The 21,997-nt window shown below is 65.8% G+C and carries 21 protein-coding genes; 7 read left to right on the top strand and 14 right to left on the bottom strand.

The genetic code is table 11. From position 1 onward, the window contains the following. Positions 1-33: 33 nt before the first annotated feature. Complete coding sequence (locus H4W01_RS02985) at positions 34-1,608, top strand: amino acid permease (RefSeq protein ID WP_334685129.1); 1,575 nt, start codon at positions 34-36, stop codon at positions 1,606-1,608. Positions 1,609-1,816: 208 nt separating this feature from the next. Here H4W01_RS02985 and H4W01_RS02980 read toward each other — a convergent pair whose 3' ends face one another. The 14 genes from H4W01_RS02980 to H4W01_RS02915 all read right to left on the bottom strand — a co-directional run bounded on the left by H4W01_RS02980 (position 1,817) and on the right by H4W01_RS02915 (position 18,245). After that, positions 1,817-2,815, bottom strand: a complete 999-nt coding sequence (locus H4W01_RS02980; RefSeq protein WP_209609846.1) for an adenosine kinase — start codon at positions 2,813-2,815, stop codon at positions 1,817-1,819. A gap of 82 nt (positions 2,816-2,897) precedes the next feature. Continuing rightward, positions 2,898-3,830, bottom strand: coding sequence for a 50S ribosomal protein L11 methyltransferase (locus H4W01_RS02975; protein WP_209609845.1), 933 nt, complete (start codon positions 3,828-3,830; stop codon positions 2,898-2,900). Between the two features lie 174 nt (positions 3,831-4,004). Next, positions 4,005-5,213 (bottom strand): ABC transporter permease, encoded by a 1,209-nt coding sequence (locus H4W01_RS02970; RefSeq protein WP_209609844.1) that lies wholly within the window; start codon positions 5,211-5,213, stop codon positions 4,005-4,007. Further along, a complete protein-coding gene (locus tag H4W01_RS02965) occupies positions 5,213-6,001 on the bottom strand; it encodes an ABC transporter ATP-binding protein (RefSeq protein ID WP_010407325.1) in 789 nt (262 codons plus the stop codon). The genes H4W01_RS02970 and H4W01_RS02965 overlap by 1 nt, the downstream gene beginning before the upstream one ends. Further along, positions 5,976-7,361, bottom strand: a complete 1,386-nt coding sequence (locus tag H4W01_RS02960) for an efflux RND transporter periplasmic adaptor subunit (protein WP_209609843.1) — start codon at positions 7,359-7,361, stop codon at positions 5,976-5,978. The genes H4W01_RS02965 and H4W01_RS02960 overlap by 26 nt, the downstream gene beginning before the upstream one ends. Next, complete coding sequence (locus H4W01_RS02955) at positions 7,361-8,830, bottom strand: efflux transporter outer membrane subunit (RefSeq protein WP_209609842.1); 1,470 nt, start codon at positions 8,828-8,830, stop codon at positions 7,361-7,363. The genes H4W01_RS02960 and H4W01_RS02955 overlap by 1 nt, the downstream gene beginning before the upstream one ends. Before the next feature lie 77 nt (positions 8,831-8,907). Further along, a complete protein-coding gene (locus H4W01_RS02950) occupies positions 8,908-11,007 on the bottom strand; it encodes an ATP-binding protein (RefSeq protein ID WP_209609841.1) in 2,100 nt (699 codons plus the stop codon). Between the two features lie 114 nt (positions 11,008-11,121). Then, positions 11,122-12,231: a biotin synthase BioB gene (gene bioB, locus H4W01_RS02945; protein WP_334685128.1), complete on the bottom strand. Its 1,110-nt coding sequence runs from the start codon at positions 12,229-12,231 to the stop codon at positions 11,122-11,124. Continuing rightward, positions 12,228-14,369 carry a methylmalonyl-CoA mutase gene (scpA, locus tag H4W01_RS02940; protein WP_209609840.1) on the bottom strand — a complete coding sequence of 714 codons (2,142 nt, stop codon included), beginning with the start codon at positions 14,367-14,369 and terminating at the stop codon, positions 12,228-12,230. Before scpA ends, bioB begins: the two co-directional genes overlap by 4 nt. A 197-nt stretch (positions 14,370-14,566) precedes the next feature. After that, positions 14,567-15,349, bottom strand: a complete 783-nt coding sequence (locus tag H4W01_RS02935; RefSeq protein WP_209609839.1) for an enoyl-CoA hydratase-related protein — start codon at positions 15,347-15,349, stop codon at positions 14,567-14,569. A gap of 126 nt (positions 15,350-15,475) precedes the next feature. Beyond that, positions 15,476-15,907, bottom strand: coding sequence for a methylmalonyl-CoA epimerase (mce, locus tag H4W01_RS02930; RefSeq protein WP_209609838.1), 432 nt, complete (start codon positions 15,905-15,907; stop codon positions 15,476-15,478). Between the two features lie 31 nt (positions 15,908-15,938). Next, positions 15,939-16,481, bottom strand: a complete 543-nt coding sequence (locus H4W01_RS02925; protein ID WP_209609837.1) for a hypothetical protein — start codon at positions 16,479-16,481, stop codon at positions 15,939-15,941. Further along, a complete protein-coding gene (cobS, locus tag H4W01_RS02920; protein ID WP_010407303.1) occupies positions 16,481-17,482 on the bottom strand; it encodes a cobaltochelatase subunit CobS in 1,002 nt (333 codons plus the stop codon). Before cobS ends, H4W01_RS02925 begins: the two co-directional genes overlap by 1 nt. A 70-nt stretch (positions 17,483-17,552) precedes the next feature. Then, positions 17,553-18,245: a winged helix-turn-helix transcriptional regulator gene (locus tag H4W01_RS02915; RefSeq protein ID WP_209609836.1), complete on the bottom strand. Its 693-nt coding sequence runs from the start codon at positions 18,243-18,245 to the stop codon at positions 17,553-17,555. Positions 18,246-18,310: 65 nt separating this feature from the next. Between H4W01_RS02915 and H4W01_RS02910 the strand changes: the two genes are divergently transcribed. From H4W01_RS02910 to H4W01_RS02885, 6 genes are read left to right on the top strand one after another with little or no spacing between them, the layout of a single operon-like run. Further along, positions 18,311-18,733 carry a VOC family protein gene (locus H4W01_RS02910; RefSeq protein ID WP_209609835.1) on the top strand — a complete coding sequence of 141 codons (423 nt, stop codon included), beginning with the start codon at positions 18,311-18,313 and terminating at the stop codon, positions 18,731-18,733. A 17-nt stretch (positions 18,734-18,750) separates the two neighbouring features. Further along, positions 18,751-19,401 carry a glutathione S-transferase family protein gene (locus H4W01_RS02905; protein WP_209609834.1) on the top strand — a complete coding sequence of 217 codons (651 nt, stop codon included), beginning with the start codon at positions 18,751-18,753 and terminating at the stop codon, positions 19,399-19,401. Between the two features lie 20 nt (positions 19,402-19,421). Then, positions 19,422-19,775 carry a DUF1428 domain-containing protein gene (locus H4W01_RS02900; protein WP_209609833.1) on the top strand — a complete coding sequence of 118 codons (354 nt, stop codon included), beginning with the start codon at positions 19,422-19,424 and terminating at the stop codon, positions 19,773-19,775. Positions 19,776-19,787: 12 nt separating this feature from the next. Next, complete coding sequence (locus H4W01_RS02895) at positions 19,788-20,582, top strand: VOC family protein (RefSeq protein WP_209609832.1); 795 nt, start codon at positions 19,788-19,790, stop codon at positions 20,580-20,582. Further along, on the top strand, positions 20,575-21,237 hold the full coding sequence (locus H4W01_RS02890) for a dihydrofolate reductase family protein (RefSeq protein WP_209609831.1): 663 nt from the start codon (positions 20,575-20,577) through the stop codon (positions 21,235-21,237). The genes H4W01_RS02895 and H4W01_RS02890 overlap by 8 nt, the downstream gene beginning before the upstream one ends. Then, the gene (locus H4W01_RS02885; RefSeq protein ID WP_334685127.1) at positions 21,234-21,884 is read left to right on the top strand and encodes a glutathione S-transferase family protein; all 651 of its coding nucleotides are present in this window, start codon (positions 21,234-21,236) and stop codon (positions 21,882-21,884) included. The genes H4W01_RS02890 and H4W01_RS02885 overlap by 4 nt, the downstream gene beginning before the upstream one ends. Positions 21,885-21,997: the final 113 nt, after the last annotated feature.

Below are 21,997 nucleotides of genomic sequence, written 5' to 3'. Positions count from 1 at the left end.
TCGGCAACGATCCGACGATGGGGGACTTTTCGAATGGCGACACAGCCCACTACGGGTATCCTGAACCGTATGCTGCTCCGAAAGACCGTGGAGCAGGTGCAGCGAGAGACACAGACCAGCCAACTCAAACGGACGCTTGGTCCCTGGAACCTCGTTTTCCTAGGCATTGGCTGCATCATCGGGGCTGGCATTTTCGTGCGCACCGGCAACGCCGCCGCGCTCCATGCCGGCCCGGCCGTGTTGATCTCGTTTCTGATCGCGGGCTTTGTCTGTGCGCTCGCCGGGCTGTGCTACGCCGAATTGTCCTCGACTCTCCCCGTTTCCGGGTCGGCCTATACCTATAGCTACACCACGATTGGTGAGTTCGCGGCCTGGATCATGGGCGCGCTGCTGCTGCTCGAATATGGGCTTGCCGCGTCGGTCGTCGCGGTCGGCTGGGCGGGCTATGTCGTCAGCCTGCTTGGCGATTTCGGCCTGGTCATTCCAGTCGAGCTGACCGGCCCGACCGGCCATGTCATCAAGCATGCCGTCGGCGGGGAACTCGTTCCCGTGCTCGTCAACGGTGCGCCAATCACCTATCTCTTCAACCTCCCCGCTTTCCTGATCTGTATGGCGATGACGGCATTGCTGGTCGTGGGCGTGTCGGAAAGCGCGAAGGTCAACAACATCATCGTCGCGATCAAGCTGACCGTCATCATCGCCTTCATCGTGATTTGCGGTGCCTTTGTGATCGCGCATTTCGGTACGCTCAAGGCCAATTGGTCGCCCTTCATTCCGCCAGCGAGCGGCGACAAGGGTGAGTTCGGCTGGGGCGGCATCCTGCGCGCCGCATCGATCGTGTTCTTTGCCTATATCGGCTTCGAAGCGGTCTCGACCGCGGGCCAGGAAGCCAAGAACCCAGCGAAGGACATGCCGATCGGCCTGCTCGGTTCGCTGTTCGTCTGCACCGCGATCTACATCCTCGTCTCGATCGTGATGACGCTGATCGTCAACTACAAGACGCTCGACGTGCCCGATCCCGTTGCGGTTGCGGTCGACGCGCTTGGACCGCAATGGGCGTGGTTCGCCAAGCTGGTGAAGGCTGGCGCGATCGTCGGCCTGACCTCGGTGGTGCTGGTTCTGATGTATGGCCAGACCCGCATCTTCTACACGATGGCCCGCGATGGCTTGTTGCCGCGCGTCTTCGCGACGGTGCACGCCAAGTTCAAGACACCGTGGGTCAACACGCTGCTGGTCGGGCTGATCACGGGGGTGGCGGCAGCCTTCTTCGATATCAACACGCTCGGCGACATGACCTCGGTCGGCACGCTCGCCGCCTTTGCCATCGTCTGCCTGTCGGTGATTTGGCTGCGGCGGACTCACCCCGAGATCCCGCGCGGGTTCCGCGTGCCGGTCTATCCGATCGTTCCGGCGTTGGGGATCTTGACCTGCATCGCGCTGATCTTCACGGTCGAAACGCGCGTGCTGGTGTTTTTCGCCTGGTACACGCTGGCGGCGATCATCCTCTATTTCCTCTATGGCATGCACAACAGCCGCCTGGCCAAGGGGCTCGACGAAGAAGAGGCACCGGACATGGGCGAATATGTCGCTCCGGTGCACACCTCCTGAGAGAGCCGCCCACGGCGCACAAAAAGAAGGCCGGGGAGCGCTCCCCGGCCTTTTTTTGTGCCTCTTGCAAGTTGACCCTTGCGGCTCCCCTCCCTGACAAGGGAGGGGCCGGGGGTGGGTCGGCCCGTAGTCGGGCGTAACACTCACCATCGGCCAACCCACCCCTCAATCCCCTCCCTTCCAGGGAGGGGAGGGTGGCGGCGCTTGTTCAGCCGAGCTTGGACTCGATCAACGCCTTCAGATCGACCTGCGCGCGCGCGCCGTAATGCGAGATGATTTCGGCGGCGCAGATCGCGCCCATCTTGAGCGACGCTTCGATGCTCTTGCCCTGCGCCTGGCCGCGCAGGAAACCGGCGGCGAACAGGTCACCCGCACCGGTGGTGTCGACCACGCGCTCGATCGGCTCGGCGGGGACGCTGACGGTCTTGCCGCCTGACACCGCGATCGCGCCATGCTCGCTGCGCGTCACCACCAGCATCGGCACTTCGGCAGCAGCCGCCGCCACCGCCGCGTCGAAATCCTCGGTGCTCATCAAGGCGGTGATCTCGGCTGCATTGGCGAACATGATGTCGATCAGCCCATCGGCCATCAGCTTGCGGAAGTCGCCGCCATGGCGCGAGATGCAGAACACGTCGCTCAGCGTGAAGGCGACCTTGCGCCCCGCCTTGCGCGCAACCTCGATCGCGGCGCGCATCGCCTGACGCGGCTCTTCCGGGTCCCACAAATAGCCTTCGAGATACAGGATCGCGGCGCTGGCGATCAGATCCCGGTCGAGCGCGGCCTCGGGCAGGAATTGCGAGGCGCCGAGGAAGGTGTTCATCGTGCGCTGCCCATCGGGCGTGACGAAGATCAGGCAGCGCGCCGTGGTCGGTGCGCCTTCGCGCGCGGCGGTGGTGAAATCGATGCCGACCGCGCGAATGTCATGCGCGAAGATATCACCCAGCTCATCGTTGGCGACCTGGCCAATGAAACCGCATTTTCCGCCCATCGCCGCGATGCCGGCCACGGTGTTGGCGGCAGACCCGCCGCTCGCCTCGATCCCCGGACCCATCTTGGCGTAAAGCGCGTCGGCTTCCTCGGGCGAGAACATCAATTGCATCGAGCCCTTGGTCATCGCCGCCTCGGCGAGGAAGGCGTCGTCGGACTGCGACAACACGTCGACGATGGCATTGCCGATCGCGACGACGTCGTAGGTTGGCTCGGTCACAGAGGGTCTCCGGTCAAAAAAGGTTGTCGCGCCGTACCGGGGCCGTGCGCACTAGGCAACCGCCCCGCTCCCCGCCTGCCGGTCAGAGGTCGAGCGCCCAGCCGTCGCGACCCTTGGGGTCGATCGGCTTGGTCGGCACATAGCGCACCGCCCCCGCCGTCAGTCGCAGGATCGACCAGTCCCCGCGCCGGTCGACCGCGTCCAGCGTACAGCCGCACTCGCCAAACGCCGCGACGACATCGCCGCGCTGCGTTTCCAGCAGTCCCGCCAGCACGATCGTCGCGCGCGGAGCGGCGATGGCGGCGATCTCGGGTGCCATCGATACCAAAGGCCCGGCGAGGATGTTGGCGATCAGCAGATCATAGGGTGCCCGCGCGGTAATGCTGTCGTCGAGCGCACCGTCGGCGACGATCAGGTCGATCGCAGGAATCGCGTTCAGCTCCGCATTCTCGCGCGTCACCACGATCGCGCGCGGGTCGATATCAGTCGCGGTAATCGTCGCCCAAGGCCACAAATGACGAGCAGCAAACGCCAAAAGCCCCGTCCCCGTCCCGACGTCGATGATATTGTCGAAACCCCAGTCCGCCATCCCATCGAGCATCGCCAGGCACCCCGAGGTGGTCGCGTGATGCCCCGTCCCGAACGCCTGCCCCGCCTCGATCAGGAAAGCCCGCCCGCCCGGCGGCGGCGCGACCGGATGCGCGCTGGTGTGGACGACGAAGCGCCCCTCGGCGATCGGCTCCAGCCCCTGCTGGCTGAGCGTCACCCAGTCCTCATCCGCGAGAACCTCGATCACGGGCGCAGTGGCGGCGGCACTCGGCACCAACGCGCAGATCGCGGCGATCGTCTCCGGCGCGGGTTCGGCCTCAAGATAGGCGTCGAGCCGCCAATGCTCGCGGTCATCTTCCTCGATTTCGGTCGTCATCAGCACGACGCCCTCGGCCACATCCTCGGCGGCATCGATCGCCTCGGCTTCGGCGCGGGTGCAGGGCAGGCTCAATTTCCAACTGGTCATGCCAGCCTCCTGCCCCCACCGCCCCGCCCGCGCAAGCGGCCCAAATGCGTTCATTAAAAAGGACCGCCGCCGAACCGCATCTCTTCGCGCCTTCGCGTCTTCGCGTGAAAGAAAAGCGGGATCTCACGCGAAGACGCGAAGGCGCGAAGGGGAGAAGAGTTTTTGCGCTGCGCGTTATTCGTGGCGCAGGGCGTCGATCGGGTTGAGCGAGGCCGCGCGCCGCGCCGGGAAATAGCCGAACACCACGCCGATCAGCGCCGAAATGCCAAACGCGATGATGTTGATTTGCGGCACGAACAGGTAATCGACCTTCATAACGCCCGACAGCCCCAGCACCGCCAGCTGCGCAACGATCAGCCCGATCACCCCGCCCAGCATCGACAAGGCGATCGCTTCGACCAGGAACTGCATCAGCACCTCATTCGCCACCGCGCCGATCGCGAGGCGGATGCCGATCTCGCGCGTGCGCTCGGTCACCGACACCAGCATGATGTTCATGATGCCGATGCCCCCCACGATCAGGCTGATCGCCGCCACCGTGGTGACGATGCCGGTGAGCAAGGTGGTCGATTGCGTCAGCGTCGCCGAAATCTGCGCGGTGTCGAAGATGTTGAAATCATCATCCTTGCCGCCATTGATGTTGCGCCGTTCGCGCAGCAAATTTTCGATCGACGCCTGTACCGCCGCACTCGAATAGGACTGGTCGACGCCGACCAGCATCAGCTTCAAGTCGGTCGATCCGGTAAAGCGACGCTGCACGGTCTTGAGCGGCATGATCACGACATCGTCCTGATCGCCGCCAAAGCCCGCCTGCCCGCGCTTGGACAACAGCCCGATCACGTCGCACGAAATGCCGCCGATACGCATCCGCGTGCCGAGCGGGGAGCCGCCGCGATAGAGATTGTCGTTGACGGTATTGCCGATGATGCACACCGATTTGCCCGCCGCTTCCTCGATCGGCGAGAAATAGCGCCCATCGACCAACGGCCATGGTTGCACCAGGAAATATTCGTTGGTGGTGCCGTTGACGGTCGTCGACCAGTTGGCCCCTTCATAAATCGCCGTCGCCGACGCACCCGCTTGCGCCGCGACTGCGGTGACGCCTGCAATCTGGTCCCGGATCGCAACCGCGTCCTGCGGCTTGAAATCGGGCGGGCGCGGGCCGCCGCCGCCACGGCCAAAGCCCTGGCCCGGACGCACTTGCAGGATATTGGTGCCGAGCGACGAGATCGATTTCTGCACCGCCGCGGTGGTCGCATTGCCCAGCGTCACCATCGTCACCACCGCCGCCACGCCAATGATGATGCCGAGCGTCGTCAGAAACGAGCGCAATTTGTGCCGCGAGATCGACCGCAGCGCGAGGATGAGGGTGGTGCCAAACATCAGTCGATCGCCGGAACTTGGCCGGGGGAATGCTGCGTATCGACGCGCTCGACCAGGCCATCCTTGAAATGCACGATGGTGCGCGCGAACGCCGCCATGTCGGGCTCGTGCGTGACCATGATCACGGTGATGCCGCTGTCGCGGTTGAGCCCGGCGAGCAATTGCATGATTTCGACCGAGCGCTCCGAATCGAGATTGCCGGTCGGTTCGTCGGCCAGCAACACCGCCGGGCTGGTGACGATCGCGCGCGCAATGGCGACGCGCTGCTGCTGCCCGCCGGACAACTCAGCCGGGGTATGATCCCACCACTCCGCCAGCCCGACCTTGTCGAGCGCCGCCATCGCCGCCGCGCGCCGCGCCTTCTTGGCATCCCCGCGATAGAGCAAGGGCAATTCGACATTCTCCAGCGCGCTGGTGCGTGCGAGCAGATTGAAGCCCTGAAACACGAAACCGAGATATTTCCGGCGCAGCAAGGCGCGCTGGTCACGATCCAGCGTCTCGACATGCACGCCCTTGAACTGAAACGTCCCGGCGCTCGGCACATCCAGGCAGCCGAGGATGTTCATCGTCGTCGACTTGCCCGATCCGCTCGCCCCCATCACCGCGACGAAATCGCCTTGCGTGATATCGAGGTCGATGCCCTTCAGCGCCAGGAACGCGGTCGCGCCCTCGCCATAGGTCTTGGTGACGCCGCGCAGACTGATGATCGGCAGCGCCGCGCCAGGCGCGATCCGCGCGCCGCGCTCGATCGCGGCGGGCGCGCTACTGGCCACCGCTCTGCCCGCCATTGCCCTTGCGCTTGGTCGCTGCTGCGGCGGCGGTAGCGCCGGCGGCCAATTGCCCGGTGATGACCTTGTCGCCAACCTTCAGGTCGCCGCCGATCACCTCGGTCATCGTGCCATTGCTTTCGCCCGTGGTGATTTGCACCGGTTGCGGCGTGCCGGTCGCGTCGGCGACATACACCGTCTGCGATCCGCCGCGCTTGACCGTCTCGCCCTTGGCCGATCCAGCGCCGCCGCGCCGCGGCCCGCGCGGGATCAGCGCCCCGGCAATCCCGCTGTTCGCGCTGGCTCCGGTCGTCGCAGGCTTGAAGCGCAAGGCGGCGTTAGGCACCAGCAACACGTCGGTCTTGGCCGTGGTGACAATATCCGCAGTCGCCGTCATGCCCGGCCGCAATTGCAGGTCGGCATTCCCGACACTCAGCGTCGCGCTATAGGATACGACCTGCCCGGTGGTGGTGGTCGTGGTGGTGGTCGTGGTCTGCGCGCTCAAATTCGATCCGAGATCGACGCGTGTGATCGTGGCGGGAAAGGTCTTGCCGGGGAATGCATCGACGGTGAAGGTCGCCTTCTGGCCCTGCTTGACCGATCCGACATCGGCTTCGTCGATCGCGACCTGCAATTTCATCGCCGACAGATCCTGCGCGATGACAAACAAGGTCGGCGTGCTGAACGATGCGGCCACGGTCTGACCCGGCTCGATCTGGCGCGCGAGCACCACGCCGTTGACGGGCGAGCGGATCACGGTCTTGAGCAACTGCGTGGCGTTGGACGACAGCGTCGCGCGCGCCGACACCACGTTGGCCTCGGCCGCCTTCACATTGGCGATCGCGCGGTCGCGGTCGGCGATGCCCTGTTCCAGCTCGGTCTTGGCCGGCACGCGCCCCCCCGACAGGCGGCTGACTTCCTGCAGCCGCGCCAATTGCGCGACCGACTGCGCCAGCGTCGCCTGATTCTGTGCGACGGTTGCCTGCGCGGCATTAAGCGCGGCCTGGCTCTGGTTGACGGCATCCTGGAAGCGCGACGGATCGACCAGCGCCAGCGGCTGGTTCTGCGTCACCCGGTCATTGACGTCGACCACCACCTTAGTGACCAGCCCCGACAATTCCGAACCGACCTGCACCTGATTGGTCGGGGCCAGCTTGCCCGTCGCGGAAACGCTGACCGAGAGCGCGCCGCGGGCGACGGTTTCGGTGGCGTATTCGGGCTTAGCGCTTCCCGCAAAGCAGCTCCTCAGCGCCAAAAGCAGCAGGATCACGCCAAGCGCGACCGCCCCCCATTTGGCCCAGCGCCGCCATGCAGGGACCGGCTTGGCCCCCAGGAAGGCGTCCAGGTCGGGACGAGCGTTGGAAGGGACGGGATCGGCCATTATCGCACCTGCGCGGGAGAAGAAGGAGTCGGGAGCGTCGTCGGATCGGCGGCACTGTCCCAACCGCCGCCGAGCGCCAGATACAGCTGAACCAGCGCGTTGGCGCGATCGGACTGCGCTTGCGACAAGCCGTTGCGCGCCGACAACAGGCTATTCTCGGCCGTGTTGAGCGTGGTGAAATCGGTCAGGCCCGCGCGATACTGGCTGCGCGACAGGATCGCGGTGTTGTTGGCGGCATCGAGTGCGATCGTGAACTCCGCCGCGCGACGCTTGGCACTGTCAAGCGCGACCACGGCATTTTCGACATCTTCCAGCCCGGCCAGCACGGTCGCCTTATATGCGGCGAGCGCACCGTCGGCGGCGGCCTCATTGGCGCGCACTTGCGAACGCAGCCGTCCGCCGTTGAAGATCGCCTGGGTCAGCCCGGCAAAGGCCTGCCCCGCAATCGTCTGGAACAGATTGCCGATCTTGGACGCATCGGTCGAAAAGCTGCCGCTGATCGCGAGCGCCGGATAGAGCTGCGCCTTGGCCACGCCGATCTGCGCGGTGGCAGCAGCCAGCGTGCGTTCGGCGGCGCGCACATCGGGGCGCTGGCGCAGCGTATCGACCGGAATGCCCGCCGCGACCGAATCCGGCCCGGCGGGGATCGGCTTGACCGCTTCCAGCTCGGCCTTCAGCGCGCCCGGGGCCTGCCCCGTCAGCACGCCGAGCCGCGAGACGGCGGCGTTATAATTCTGCTCCAGCGTCGGGATCGTCGCCGCCGTGCTGGCGCGCTGCGAGCGCGCCTGTTCGGCATCGAGCGACGACACCAGCCCCGCTTGCACGCGGAAACCCGCAATCTCCAGATTGTCGTCCTGCAGCGCCAGCGAGCCCTTCGCATTGGCGAGCTGCGCCTGATACAGCCGCGCCAGCATGTAATTGCGCGCGGTTTCCGCCTCGGTCGACAGCAGGACGGTGGCGTAATTGAAGCCCGACGCCTGATATTGCGCCCGGCTGGCGTCGACCGCTCCGCGAATTTCGCCGAACAGCCCCGCCTGATACGATGCGTTCAACCCAACCGACAGCGTATCGCCCGACCCGCGCCCGGTGATGATCGTCGCCCCGCCCGGCAAGGTGGTGGTGCCACCGACGATGCTTTGCGAGCGGGTATAGCCTGCCGATCCGCTGAGCGTCGGCAACAGTTGCGCGCGCGACTGGATCAGCGCTTCGCGCGCCTGCCGCAACCGCGCGACGGCCTGCGCGATATCGAGATTGTTGACGCGCGCGCGCTCGACGATGCTGACCAGCAACGGATCGTCGAACTGCGTCCACCACGCCCTGATATCGGCCAGCGGCCGGGTATCGGCGGCGACCGAATAGCCATCGGGCACGCCCAGCGCCGCCGGGGTCGCCGGGTGGTAAACGGGCCCGACAGAGCACCCCGCAATCGGCAATGACAGGGCGAGCAGCAGGACGATCGGGGAGCGCATGATCCCTATTTGACTAATACACCACGCGCGGTCCACCGAAATTTCGTGACAATCTGTCGCGGAAACTACGTCTTGCGTTATTCCATTTCCAAAATGACCGCATCGACGGCAAGACTGTCCCCGGTTTTGGCGTTGATCGATTTGACCGTGCCCGCCTTTTCGGCGCGCAGGATGTTCTCCATCTTCATCGCCTCGACCACGGCAAGCGGCTGCCCCACCTCGACCTTGTCGCCCGCCGCGACATCGAGCCGCATCAACAGGCCCGGCATCGGACACAGCAGGAATTTGGACAGATCGGGCGGGATCTTCTCGATCAGATGGTGCGCATACGGCGCGACATGCGCGGGCAGCACGCGCGCGACATGGCTCGCCCCGCGTGTGGTGAGCGTGAAGCCGGTGCGCGTGCGCGCGATCTTCACGGTCAGCGGGGCGTCATCCAGCTCCGCCTCGACCACGCGGTCGCCCGGCGTATATTCCAGCGCAATGTCGAGATCGGCATCGTCGACCGTGATACCACTGGTCGAAATCGCGACCAGATGCTCGGTCTCGCCGATCTTGACCGACCAGTCCGATGGCGGCCGCAGCCTTTTGCCGAGTTGCCCGTCAATGCGACGTGCGCGGTCGGCCTCGGCGGTGGCGGCAAAGGCCGCGATCGCGGCGAGCGCTTCGGACAGTTCGGGCGAGGCGGGCGCGCCGTGGAAGCCGTCCGGATATTCCTCGGCGATGAAACCGGTGGTGATAGTCCCGCTGCGGAAGCGCGGATGCTGCATCAGCGCCGACAGGAAATCGAGGTTGTTGCCCGGCCCCTCAATCTCGAACGCATCGAGCGCCGCGATCTGTTCGTCGATCGCTTCCTCGCGCGTCGGTGCCCAGGTGATCAATTTGGCGATCATCGGGTCATAGAACATGCTGACCTCGCCGCCCTCGCGCACGCCATCATCGACGCGGACATACGCTTCTCCCCTCCCCTTCAGGGGAGGGGTTGGGGGAGGGGAAGTCTCCAGCGCCGCCCCTGCGGATAGCCCCTCCCCTAGCCCCTCCCCTGAAGGGGAGGGGGATGTATATGGCGTGCTCTTGCTCTCAGGCGGATTATACCGCACCAGCCGCCCGATGCTCGGCAGGAAGCCGCGATACGGGTCCTCGGCATAGACGCGATTTTCCACCGCCCAGCCGTTCAACTGCACGTCATCCTGGCCGAACCCAAGCGGCTCTCCATATGCGACGCGGATCATCAGCTCGACCAGATCGAGCCCGGTCACCGCCTCGGTCACGGGATGCTCGACTTGCAGGCGGGTGTTCATTTCGAGGAAGTAGAAGCCCTCGCCCGTCGTATCCGCGCCCGACACGATCAGCTCGACCGTGCCTGCCGAATAATAGCCAACCGCGCGCGCCAGCGCGACCGCTTGCTCGCCCATCGCCTTGCGCATCTTCGGCGTCACGAAGGGCGACGGTGCTTCCTCGACCACCTTCTGGTGCCGCCGCTGGATCGAGCATTCGCGCTCGCCCAGATAAACGATGTTGCCGTGCTGGTCGCCCATCACCTGGATTTCGATGTGACGTGGGGACTCGATGAACTTCTCGATGAACACGCGGTCGTCGCCGAACGATGCCAGCCCCTCGCGCTTGGTCGCCTCAAAGCCCTCGCGCACATCCTGTTCGGAATAGGCCAGCCGCATCCCCTTGCCGCCGCCGCCCGCGCTTGCCTTCATCATGACCGGATAGCCGATGCCGGACGCGATCTCGACCGCATGATCGGTACTGTCGATCTCACCGAGGAAACCGGGGACCACATTGACCCCCGCGTCGCGCGCGAGCTTCTTCGACTCGATCTTGTCGCCCATCGCCGCAATGGCGTTCGGCGGCGGGCCGACAAAGGCGATCCCCGCCTCGGCACACGCCTTGGCGAAACTCTCGCGCTCGGACAGGAAGCCGTAGCCGGGGTGAATGCAGTCCGCGCCGGTCTGCTTCGCCGCAGCAAGGATCAGATCGGCGAGCAAATAGCTCTCCCCCGCAGGCGGCGGCCCGAGCCGCACGGCCTCATCCGCCATCAGCACATGCGGGCTGCGCGCATCGGCATCGGAATAGACCGCGACCGTCGCGATCCCCATCTTCTTGGCGGTGCGCATGACGCGGCAGGCGATTTCACCACGATTGGCGACCAGGATTTTCTTGAACATTCTACTCTCCCCTCCCGCTTGCGGGAGGGGCCGGGGGAGGGCCTGTCCGCAAGGGGTTGATGTGTGGGGGGAGGAACACCCCTCCCCTAGCCCCTCCCGCAAGCGGGAGGGGAATTAGGCTGCGGCCACCCGCATCGGCTCTTCACCCGTCATCGGCACCAGCCCGAGCTTCGCCAGCAGCGCGGCGTCCTTGTCGTCCCCGGCATTGCCCGTGGTGAGCAATTTGTCGCCGGTGAAGATCGAGTTCGCCCCCGCCATGAAGCACAAGGCCTGCGTCGCTTCGGACATGCTCTCGCGCCCGGCCGACAGCCGCACCATGCTCATCGGCATGGTGATGCGCGCCACCGCCACCGTGCGGACGAACTCGATATCGTCGATCTTGGCAAGCGGGGTGTCGGCCAGCATGTTGCCGAGCACGGTGCCCTTGACCGGCACCAACGCGTTGACCGGCACGCTCTCCGGGTGGCGCGGCAAGGTGGCCAGCGCATGGATGAAGCCGACCCGGTCGCCGCGCGTCTCGCCCATGCCGACGATCCCGCCGCAGCACACGTTGATGCCGGCTTCGCGGACATGATCGAGCGTGTCGAGCCGGTCCTGGAAGGTGCGCGTGGTGATCACCTCCGCATACTTTTCCGGCGAAGTGTCGATATTGTGGTTGTAATAATCGAGCCCCGCCTCGGCGAGCTGCTGCGCCTGGGCGGGCGTCAACATGCCCAGCGTCATGCAGGTTTCCATGCCCATCTGGCGCACGCCCTGCACCATCTCGATGATCGCCGGCATGTCCTTGTCCTTGGGGTTGCGCCACGCCGCCCCCATGCAGAAGCGCTGGCTCCCCGCATCGCGCGCCTGCGCCGCCGATTGCAGCACCGCGCGCACGTCCATCAGCTTGCTGGCCTTGAGCTCGGTATCGGCGCTGGCCGACTGGTTGCAATAGCCGCAATCCTCCGGGCAGCCGCCGGTCTTGATCGACAGCAGCGTGCACAATTGCACCTGCCCCGCCGCATGATGCGCACGGTGGACGGTCTGCGCGCGGAACATCAGTTCGTCGAACGGCAGATCATACAGCGCGGCGATTTCCGCGCGGGTCCAGTCGTTCCGGACCTCACCCCCCTCCCTGGAAGGGAGGGGTTGGGGGAGGGGAGTGCCAATGGCACCAACGCTCGTCGAAAGGCCCTCCCCTAGCCCCTCCCGCAAGCGGGAGGGGGATTCAATCACGTCACTCATTCCACACCTTCCTCAACCGGGGGCATATTATGCCCCAGCAATCTAAGCACTTCGCCCGCCGCCTCGACCAGATTGGTGCCGGGCCCGAAAATCCCCTGTACGCCCGCATCGCGCAGGAACTGGTAATCCTGCGCCGGGATCACCCCGCCCGCGATCACCTTGATGTCCCCGCGCCCGGCCCCCCGCAAATGTCCGATCAGTTCGGGGATCAGCGTCTTGTGCCCCGCCGCCAGGCTGGAGGCACCGACCACATCGACATCGCGCTCGATCGCCAGCTTGGCGGCTTCGGCGGGCGTCTGGAACAGCGGCCCCGGCACCACCTCGAAGCCGAGATCGCCGAACGCCGACGACACGAGGTTCGCGCCACGATCATGCCCGTCCTGCCCCATTTTGGCGACCAGCATCCGCGGCTTGCGGCCATTGCGCGTCTCCAGCGAGACCACGCCCTCCTTCAAGCCCTGCCACGCCGCATCAAATTGGTGCGCGCCGCCATAAATGCCAGACACCGGCGTCGGCACGGTGTCATAGCGCCCGAACACATCCTCCATCGCCGAGGAAATCTCGCCCAAGGTCGCCCGCTGCCGCGCGCATTCGACCGCAAGCGCGAGGAGGTTGTCGCTACCGCGCGCACCCTCGCGCAACGCCGCCAGCGCCACCTGACACTTCGCCTCATCGCGCCCAGCCTTCGACCGTGCAATCCGCGCGATCTGCGCCTCGCGCACCGCGACGTTGTCGACATCGAGAATGTCGATCGGGTCCTGCTCGGCCAGCTTATATTTGTTGACGCCGACAATGACGTCCTCGCCCTTGTCGACCCGCGCCGCGCGCGCAGCCGACGCTTCCTCGATCATCGCCTTGGGCCAGCCATTGGCGACGGCTTGCGCCATGCCGCCCTCGGCCTCGACGCGCTCGATAATCTCCCACGCTTTGTCGACCAGTTCCTCGGTCAGGCTCTCGATATAATAGCTGCCGCCCAGGGGATCGACGACCTTGGTCATCCCCGTCTCTTCCTGCAGCACGATCTGCGTGTTGCGCGCGATCCGCGCCGAGAAATCGGTCGGCAGCGCGATCGCTTCGTCCAGCGCATTGGTGTGGAGGCTCTGCGTCCCCCCCAGCATCGCCGCCATCGCCTCCACAGTGGTGCGGATCACATTGTTATACGGGTCCTGCTCGGTCAGCGATACGCCGCTCGTCTGGCAATGCGTGCGCAGCATCTTGGAGCGTTCGTCCTTGGCACCAAGATCGGTCATCACGCGGTGCCACAGCTTGCGCGCGGCGCGCAATTTGGCGACTTCCATGAAGAAGTTCATGCCGATCGCGAAGAAGAAGCTCAGCCGCCCCGCAAAAGCATCAAGGTCAAGCCCGCTCGCCATCGCCGCCTTGGCATATTCGCGCCCGTCGGCGATGGTGAAGGCCAGCTCCTGCAACTGCGTCGCGCCCGCTTCCTGCATGTGATAGCCGGAAATCGAAATCGAATTGAACTTGGGCATGTTGGCCGAGGTGTAGGCGATGATGTCCGAGATGATCCGCATGCTGGGGGCGGGCGGATAGATATAGGTGTTGCGGACCATGAACTCCTTGAGGATGTCGTTCTGGATCGTGCCGTCGAGCTGATCCTGTGACACCCCCTGCTCCTCGCCCGCGACGATGAAGAAAGCGAGGATCGGGATCACCGCGCCGTTCATCGTCATCGAGACCGACATTTTGTCGAGCGGGATGCCGTCGAACAGGATCTTCATGTCGTCGATCGTGTCGATCGCCACGCCCGCTTTGCCGACATCGCCGGTCACGCGCGGATGGTCGCTATCATAGCCGCGATGCGTCGCGAGATCGAACGCGACCGACAGCCCCTTCTGCCCCGCCGCCAGATTGCGCCGGTAGAAAGCGTTGGAGGCTTCCGCGGTCGAGAACCCCGCATATTGCCGGATCGTCCACGGCCGCCCCGCATACATGCTCGCGCGCACCCCGCGCGTGAACGGCGCGAAGCCGGGCAGACCGGGGTCGATCCCTGCCACATCGGCGGCGGTGTAGAGCGGCTTGACGTCGATCCCCTCGGGCGTCGCCCAGGTCAGATCACGCCCCTTCACCTCTTTCGCGGCGAGGGCCTGCCAGTCTTCAAGGGTGGGTTTGTCTGTCATATGCGGGCCTCTAGCACTCCCCTCCCGCCTGCGGGAGGGGCTGGGGGAGGGCATGTCAGGATAGGGCGTCGTCCATGCCCTCCCCTAACCCAGTTGTGCAACTGGTGCAGGTCGGAATTGCTCCCAGCAATTCCTAAATCGTGCCGGGGGCACGATTTACCTGCACCATTTGCACAACTCGCAAGCGGGAGGGGAATTTACGCCCCCTTGAACACCGGCTTGCGCTTTTGCAGGAAGGCGATGCCGCCCTCCATCGAATCCGCACTGCCGCGCACGGTGCGCTGGTTCTCGGCCTCTTGCAGCATCGCGGCGGCATAATCGACTTCATAGGCATGGCGGATTTGCCGCCGCATCAGCCCAATCGCGAGCGTCGGCCCCGCCGCCAGCCGTTCGGCCAAAGCGAACGCCTCGGCATCAAGCGCATCGTCGGCGACGACCTTGTGGATCATGCCCCAGTCGAGCGCCTTGGCCGCCGCGACGCGCTCGCCCAGCAGCATCATCTCGGTCGCGCGTGCCCGCCCGATCAGGCGCGGCAGCATCCAGCTTGCGCCGCCATCGGGCACCAGCCCGATATTGACGAACGCCTGCAGGAAATACGCCGTCTCGCTCACCACACAGAAATCGGCGGCCAGCGCCAGGCTGCAGCCGATCCCCGCCGCCGGCCCGCGCACCGCACTCACCACCGGCACGCCAAGATCGGCAATCGCCGCGATCGTCGGGTTATACGCCTCGGTCAGCGCCTTGAACGTGGTGTTGCCCGGATCATGGCTGCCCAACGCCCCGCCGCCAACATCCGCGCCCGAACAAAAGCCGCGCCCGTTCGCCGCGATCAACACCGCGCGCGCACCGTCCAGCGCCCCCAAAGCCTCGCGCAATTCCACGAACATTTCGGGCGGCGCGGCGTTCAGCCGCTCGGGCCGGTTGAGCGTCAGCACCAGCACGTCGCCGCGCCGTTCCTGCTGGATCATCGTGTCGGTCATGGCCTCTCCCTATCTTCGCGCGCATGCTGTCCGGGCAAAGCCGCACCCACGCAACGTCGTTTCGATCCGTCCCTACAGAGCGAACATGGCCTGCGTCCACTCGCCTATGTCACGGGGCGACCCGCGTCAGCCGTGCGCCAGCGCGGGCGTCTCCATCACTTCGACCAGCACGCCCCCCATATCCTTAGGGTGGAGGAACACGATCGGCGTGCCATGCGCGCCGATGCGCGGTTCGCCCAGGATCGTCACGCCCTTCGCCTTCAGCGCGGCGACGGCGGCATGGATTTCGGGCACTTCGAAACAGACATGATGCTGCCCCCCGGCCGGGTTCTTGCGCAGGAAGCCCGCAATCGGCGAGCTGTCGTCATACGGCTCGATCAGTTCGATCTGGGTGTTGGGCGTGTCGATGAAGCACACTTTCACGCCCTGCGCGGGCAAATCGAACGGCTCGCCGATATGGGTCGCGCCCAGCACGTCGCGGTACAAAGCGATCGACCGTTCGATCGACGGCGTGGCGATGCCGACATGGTTGAGCCGCCCCAGCGTGAAGTCGCTCATCGGCAATCCCCCTTTCCCGGCACAGGCACCGTCATTGATCGTCACTCGCCTCGGGCGTGGCTGGCCCGGCCGCAGGAGGGGCGGGTCCGCGCGACGGGGCCTTGCCGAACTCATAGCCACAGGCCGACAGCACTTGCCGGATCGGCGCTTCGCCCGGGCCGACGAACTGCGCCTCCACCACCTTTTCCTCGGGGTCGATCACGCGGACGCGGATCGATTTGCCGTGCGCGATCATGACGGACAGGTTGCTGACGACCGCATCGTTGCTGATGAACGCCCCGCTGCCCGGAAATTGCCAGTTGGTGCCGAGCCAGCCGCCATCGTCGACATTGATCGACACCGGGCGCGGCAGCGCCGCTGCAAAGCCCGGCTTGGGGATGAACTGGATCGACACGATCTTTTCGTTGGTCACGTCACAACGCACGACCAGGCGCGCCTTGGCGTCGGTCGACCAGGCCGAACTCGATGTCGACACATTCGCGCCATTGGCGCGGGTCTGCACCGCCCAGGGTGCAGGCGCAGGCGCTGCGGCGGGGGCGGGCGCTGCCGCCTGAAGCAGGAGCAGCGCGAGCATCACTGTGCCACCACGCTTTCGGGCAGATCCTTGCCGAACACCCGCTGATAATATTCCGCCACCAGGCTGCGCTCGGTCTCGTCGCATTTGTTGAGGAACGACAAGCGGAAGGCAAAGCCGACATCGCCGAAGATCAGCGTGTTCTGCGCCCAGGTGATCACCGTGCGCGGGCTCATCACCGTCGAAATGTCGCCATTGATGAAGCCGCGCCGCGTGAGGTCCGCCACGCGCACCATATTCTCGACCTGCTTCTTGCCCTCGGGGTGATCATATTCGCCCGATTTGGCGAGCACGATCCGCGCCTCGACCGCCGCTGGCAGATAATTGAGCGTCACCACGATGTTCCAGCGGTCCATCTGGCCCTGGTTGATCTGCTGCGTACCGTGGTACAGGCCCGACGTATCGCCCAGGCCCACCGTATTGGCGGTGGCGAACAAGCGGAAATAGGGGTTGGGGCGGATCACGCGGTTCTGGTCGAGCAGCGTCAACTTGCCCTCGGTTTCCAGCACGCGCTGGATCACGAACATCACGTCGGGGCGGCCCGCATCATATTCGTCGAACACCAAGGCGGTCGGCGTCTGCAGCGCCCAGGGCAGCAGCCCCTCGCGGAATTCGGTGACCTGCTGGCCGTCCTTCAGCACGATCGCATCGCGCCCGATCAAGTCGATGCGGCTGATATGCGCGTCGAGGTTGATGCGGATGCACGGCCAGTTCAGCCGCGCGGCGACTTGCTCGATGTGCGTGGATTTGCCGGTGCCGTGATAGCCCTGCACCATCACGCGGCGGTTGTGCGCAAAGCCCGCGCAAATCGCGAGCGTGGTGTCCTTATCGAACACATAGGTCGGGTCGAGATCGGGCACGCGCTCATCGGCTTCGCTGAACGCCGGGACTTCCATGTCCGAATCGATCCCGAACAGGTCGCGGACCTTCTTCATCTGGTCGGGCGCGTCGAGGATCGTGGTCTCGCGGCTGTCGGGCTGGGTGTTCGGAATCGTGGTCATTGCTGAATGCTCTGCAAGGTGGTTGGCCCCTCCCTAGCCCTTCGCATCGCGCGAAGTCGAGACGCGAGTTTCATGCAATCTTGGGCGGCAGTTCGAACAGGGTGCAGAAGCGCGCGGCGAGCGCCACGTCACCGCGCACCGCCAGCCGCCCCCACGACACGACCTCCGCCAGCGGCGTCGTGCCGAACAGCGAGGGCAAAAAGGCATTGGGCTCGCCTGCGAACACCGCATCGGGATCGGCCAGCGCGCCGCGGCTGACCGTCAACAGGCCATTGGCGATGCGGGCACCATAATGCTCCTTGCCGAGCACGAAACCGAACGCCCCCGCAAAGCCGCCCGCCCGCTCGGGATGAAACATCATCCGCAGCGCCAGCATCAGCGCAATGCGCGAAAAGGGCAGCGACGGGTCGTGCGCTGGCGAGCGCAGCGCCCAGCGCCCCAGCGCCATCACCACGGGTTCGGCGTCATAGCCCCAGGGCGTCAGCGCATAGACCTGGACATTGGCAGGCGGCGGCAGCGTCTCGCGCGCCAATATGCCCGCCGCCTCGAGCCCCTGCAGCCGCTGCGTCAGCACATTGGCGCTCAGCCCCGGCAGCCCGCCGCGAATTTCGCTGAAGCGCCGCGGCCCCAGCAGCAATTCGCGGATGATCAGCAGGGACCAGCGCTCCCCGACGAATTCCAGCGCCAGCGCGGTTCCACACGCATCGTTATACCAACGCTTCGCCGGGGGGGCCTCCTTCGTAGTTATTTTTTCTACCTTCATAGTTGTTTTTTGTAACCAATCACGGCATCCCATGCAAACCGCGAATCGCACCGGAGAGTTGCGCCGTGACCAAGAGGATCTTCATCAGCCTGCCCGTGGCCGACATTGCCGCCGCGACCGCTTTTTACGAAGCGATCGGATGCACACGGGACCCCCGCTTCTCCAACGCGGCCGCCGCATCGATGCTGTGGTCCGATGCGGTCACCTTCAATCTGCTCAGCCATGAGGTCTATCGCGGCCTCACCCCCAAGCCGCCCGGCGACGCCAGGGCAACCAGCGCCGCCCTGTTCGCGCTGGCGCTCGATACACGCGAGGCGGTCGACGCCTTCGCCGCCGCTGCGATCGCCGCCGGTGGCCGCGAAGTGCACGGCGCCGAGGACGAAGGCTTCATGTATTCGCGCGGGGTCGAGGATCCTGATGGCAACGGCTTCGGGCCGTTCTGGATGGCGACCGATACCATGCCCAGCGAAGCCGAAGCCGCGCTCTGACCTTTGGGAGACCTGCGATGACCCCGACCATCACCACCTTCGCCTGGGTTCCACCCTTCGCACGCGGCCAGGTTCGCGATCTGCGCGCGCGCTGGGCGTTCGAGGAAATCGGCGCGCCGTACGCGCTCGATCTGATCCGCGATGCCAAGACCCCCGAGCATCGCCGCTTCCAGCCGTTCGGCCAGGTGCCGTGCTATCGCGACGAGGATGTCGCCTTGTTCGAATCGGGCGCGATCGTGCTGCATATCGCGCGGCGCGGCACGGGGCTTTTACCCGATGACGCGGCCGGGCGAGCGATCGCCGAGCAATGGGTGATCGCCGCGCTCAACTCGGTCGAACCGTTCGTGATGGATCTGGTGCGGTGCGATCTGTTCGAGGCGGACAAGCCCTGGTCGCCGCAGCGCCGCCCGAGCGTGATCGCGGCGGTGCGCGACCGGCTCGGCGGGGTGGCGGCGGCGCTGGGCGACCAGCCCTATCTCGGCGGCGAGCGCTTTACCGTCGGCGACCTGGTGATGGCCTCGGTGCTGCGCATCGGGCGGACCAAGGACATCCTCGACGATCTCCCGACGCTCGCCGCCTATCTCGAGCGCTGCACCGCGCGCCCCGCCTTCCGCAAGGCGCTCGCCGACCAGCTCGCGCTCTACACCGAGGAAACCGTGCCCGCCTGACCCCCATAAGGAGACGATCGATGCCCTATATCGATGGCTTCGTCATTCCCGTGCCGACCGACCAGAAACAGGCCTTTATCGATCACGCCACCATCGTCGATGCGATGTTCCTTGAACTCGGTGCGACGCGGATCGTCGAGTGCTGGGGCGATGACGTCCCCGTCGGCAAGCTGACCGATTTCGCCCGCGCGGTTGCCGCGACGCCGGACGAGACCGTCGCCTTTTCGTGGATCGAATGGCCCGACAAGGGGACACGCGATGCGGCGTTCGACACGATGCGCGACGATCTGCGGATGCGGGACACGCCGATCCCGTTCGATGGCAAGCGCATGATTTTCGGCGGGTTCGCCCCCGTCCTCGACCTCACGGCCTGAAGGAGCACCGCGATGACCAACCCGCACGGCACCCCGATCTGGTACGAATTGCAAAGCGCCGATCCGCTCGCGTCCAAGGCGTTTTACGATCACGTCATCGGATGGAGCATAGCCGAACCCAACCCGGACATGGATTACCGCATGATCGAAACCGGTGACGGTGCGGTCGGCGGGGTGATGCGTCTCACCCCCGAGATGCAGGCGGGCGGGGCCAGGCCCGGCTGGCTGTTCTACCTTGGCGTCGGCGATGTCGATGCCACCGCCGAAGCGATCAAAAGCGCGGGCGGCGCGGTGCATATGGGCCCATGGACGATGCCGGGCGTCGGCCGCATGGCCCTCGCCGCCGATCCGCAGGGCATCCCTTTCTACATCATGCGCGGCGACAGCGACGCATCGAGCACCGCGTATGACCGCACCGGCATGGGCAAGTGCAACTGGAACGAGCTGATCACCCCCGATCAGGACGCAGGCGACGCCTTCTACCGCAGCGTGTTCGGCTGGAACTATCCCGATGTGATGTCGATGGGGCCGAGGGGCGAATATCGCTTCATCGCGGTCGGCGACCAGACCTTCGGCGCGACGCAACCCCATGACGGTGCTGGGCCGCCCCCCAGCTGGCGCTTCTACTTCCGCGCGCCCGATATCGAGGCGGCCGCCGCCAAGGTGACCGAAGCGGGCGGCAGCGTGATGATGGGCCCGATGGAGGTTCCCGGCGGCGACCGCATCATCATCGCCAGCGACCCGCACGGCGTCGTCTTCGGCGTGGTCGGGCCGGGCCAAAGCGGGGGCGAGGCCGCGCATGCGTAAGGTCATCGGCGGCCTGTTCCAGTCGCTCGACGGCGTCATCCAGGCACCGGGAGGTCCGACCGAGGATCCGACCCACGGTTTCGCGCATGGCGGCTGGATGTTCCCGGTTTCCGACGAAGCGGTCGGCGCGGCGGTCGGCGATTTCTTCGCCGGCCCCTATGACTTGCTGCTCGGGCGGCGGACCTATGACATTTTCGCCGCCTATTGGCCCTATGTCGCGGGCGAGGCGGCGGCGATGGGCGACGCCTTCACCGCGGCGAACAAATATGTCGTCACCCGCGGCGCGCAGCCGCTGACATGGGCCAACAGCCACCGGCTCGGCGATCTCGATGCGGTCGCCGCGCTTCGCCAAGGCGACGGCCCCGATCTGCTCATCCAGGGCTCGAGCACGCTCTACCCCGCCCTGCTCGCCGCCGGGCTACTCGACCAGCTCAAGCTCTACACGCTCCCGGTCGTGCTCGGCACCGGCAAGCGCTGGTTCGGTGCCGACACCTCGTCGCTGACGCTCAAAATGATCGCGCATGAGGTCACCCCGGGGGGCACCATCATCGCGACGTACGAGCCCGCCGGGCCAGTCGCCACCGGCGCGTTCGGGCATGTCGAGAGCGCCGCCGAGGACGAACGTCAGCGGCGGATGAAGGAGGGCAGTTGGTGATCGAAATCTTCGGCCATCCCTTCTCGTCCTACACCTGGAAAGTGCTGATCGCGCTGTACGAGAACGCGACCCCCTTCACCTTCCGCATGATCGAGGACCCCGCGCACAAGGCGACGCTCGACTCGCTCTGGCCGCTCGGCAAATTCCCGGTGCTGCGCGAGGGCGAAACCGTCATGATCGAGACCAGCACGATCATCGAATATCTCCAGACCCACCACCCGGGCGCGACCACCTTCCTTCCCGCCGATCCCGCCGCCGCGCTCGAAGTGCGGATGCTCGACCGCGTGTTCGACAATCACGTGATGAACGTGATGACGCGTCCGGTGGTCGACGCGCTGCGCCCACCCGAGCGGCGCGACCCCGACATCGCCGCAACCGTCGCCGCCGCGCTCGACCAAGTCTATCGCTGGCTCGACACGCGGCTCGCGGGGCGCGCATGGGCCGCAGGCGATGTCTTCACGCTGGCCGATTGCGCCGCCGCGCCTGCGCTCTTCTACGCCGACTGGGTCCACCCGATCGACGATCGCTTCGCGGTGCTGAAGGCCTATCGCGCGCGCGCCCTCGCCCGCCCCGCGGTGGTGCGCTGCGTCGAGGAGGCGCGGCCCTATCGCCATTATTTCCCGCTCGGCGCGCCCGACCGCGATTGATCCCCGGAGCCCCACATGCGGGACAGCACCCACGACCTCAGCATCACCCGCTTGATCGATGCCCCGCGCGAAGCGGTCTGGCGCGCCGAATAAGGCTGGGCCACGGTCGCGGC

Source organism: Sphingomonas sp. PL20 (assembly GCF_017875905.1).
Classification (GTDB): Bacteria; Pseudomonadota; Alphaproteobacteria; order Sphingomonadales; family Sphingomonadaceae; genus Sphingomonas; species Sphingomonas echinoides.
Note: the sequence above shows the minus strand (reverse complement) of the source record. Positions and strands in the feature narration are given on the sequence as shown.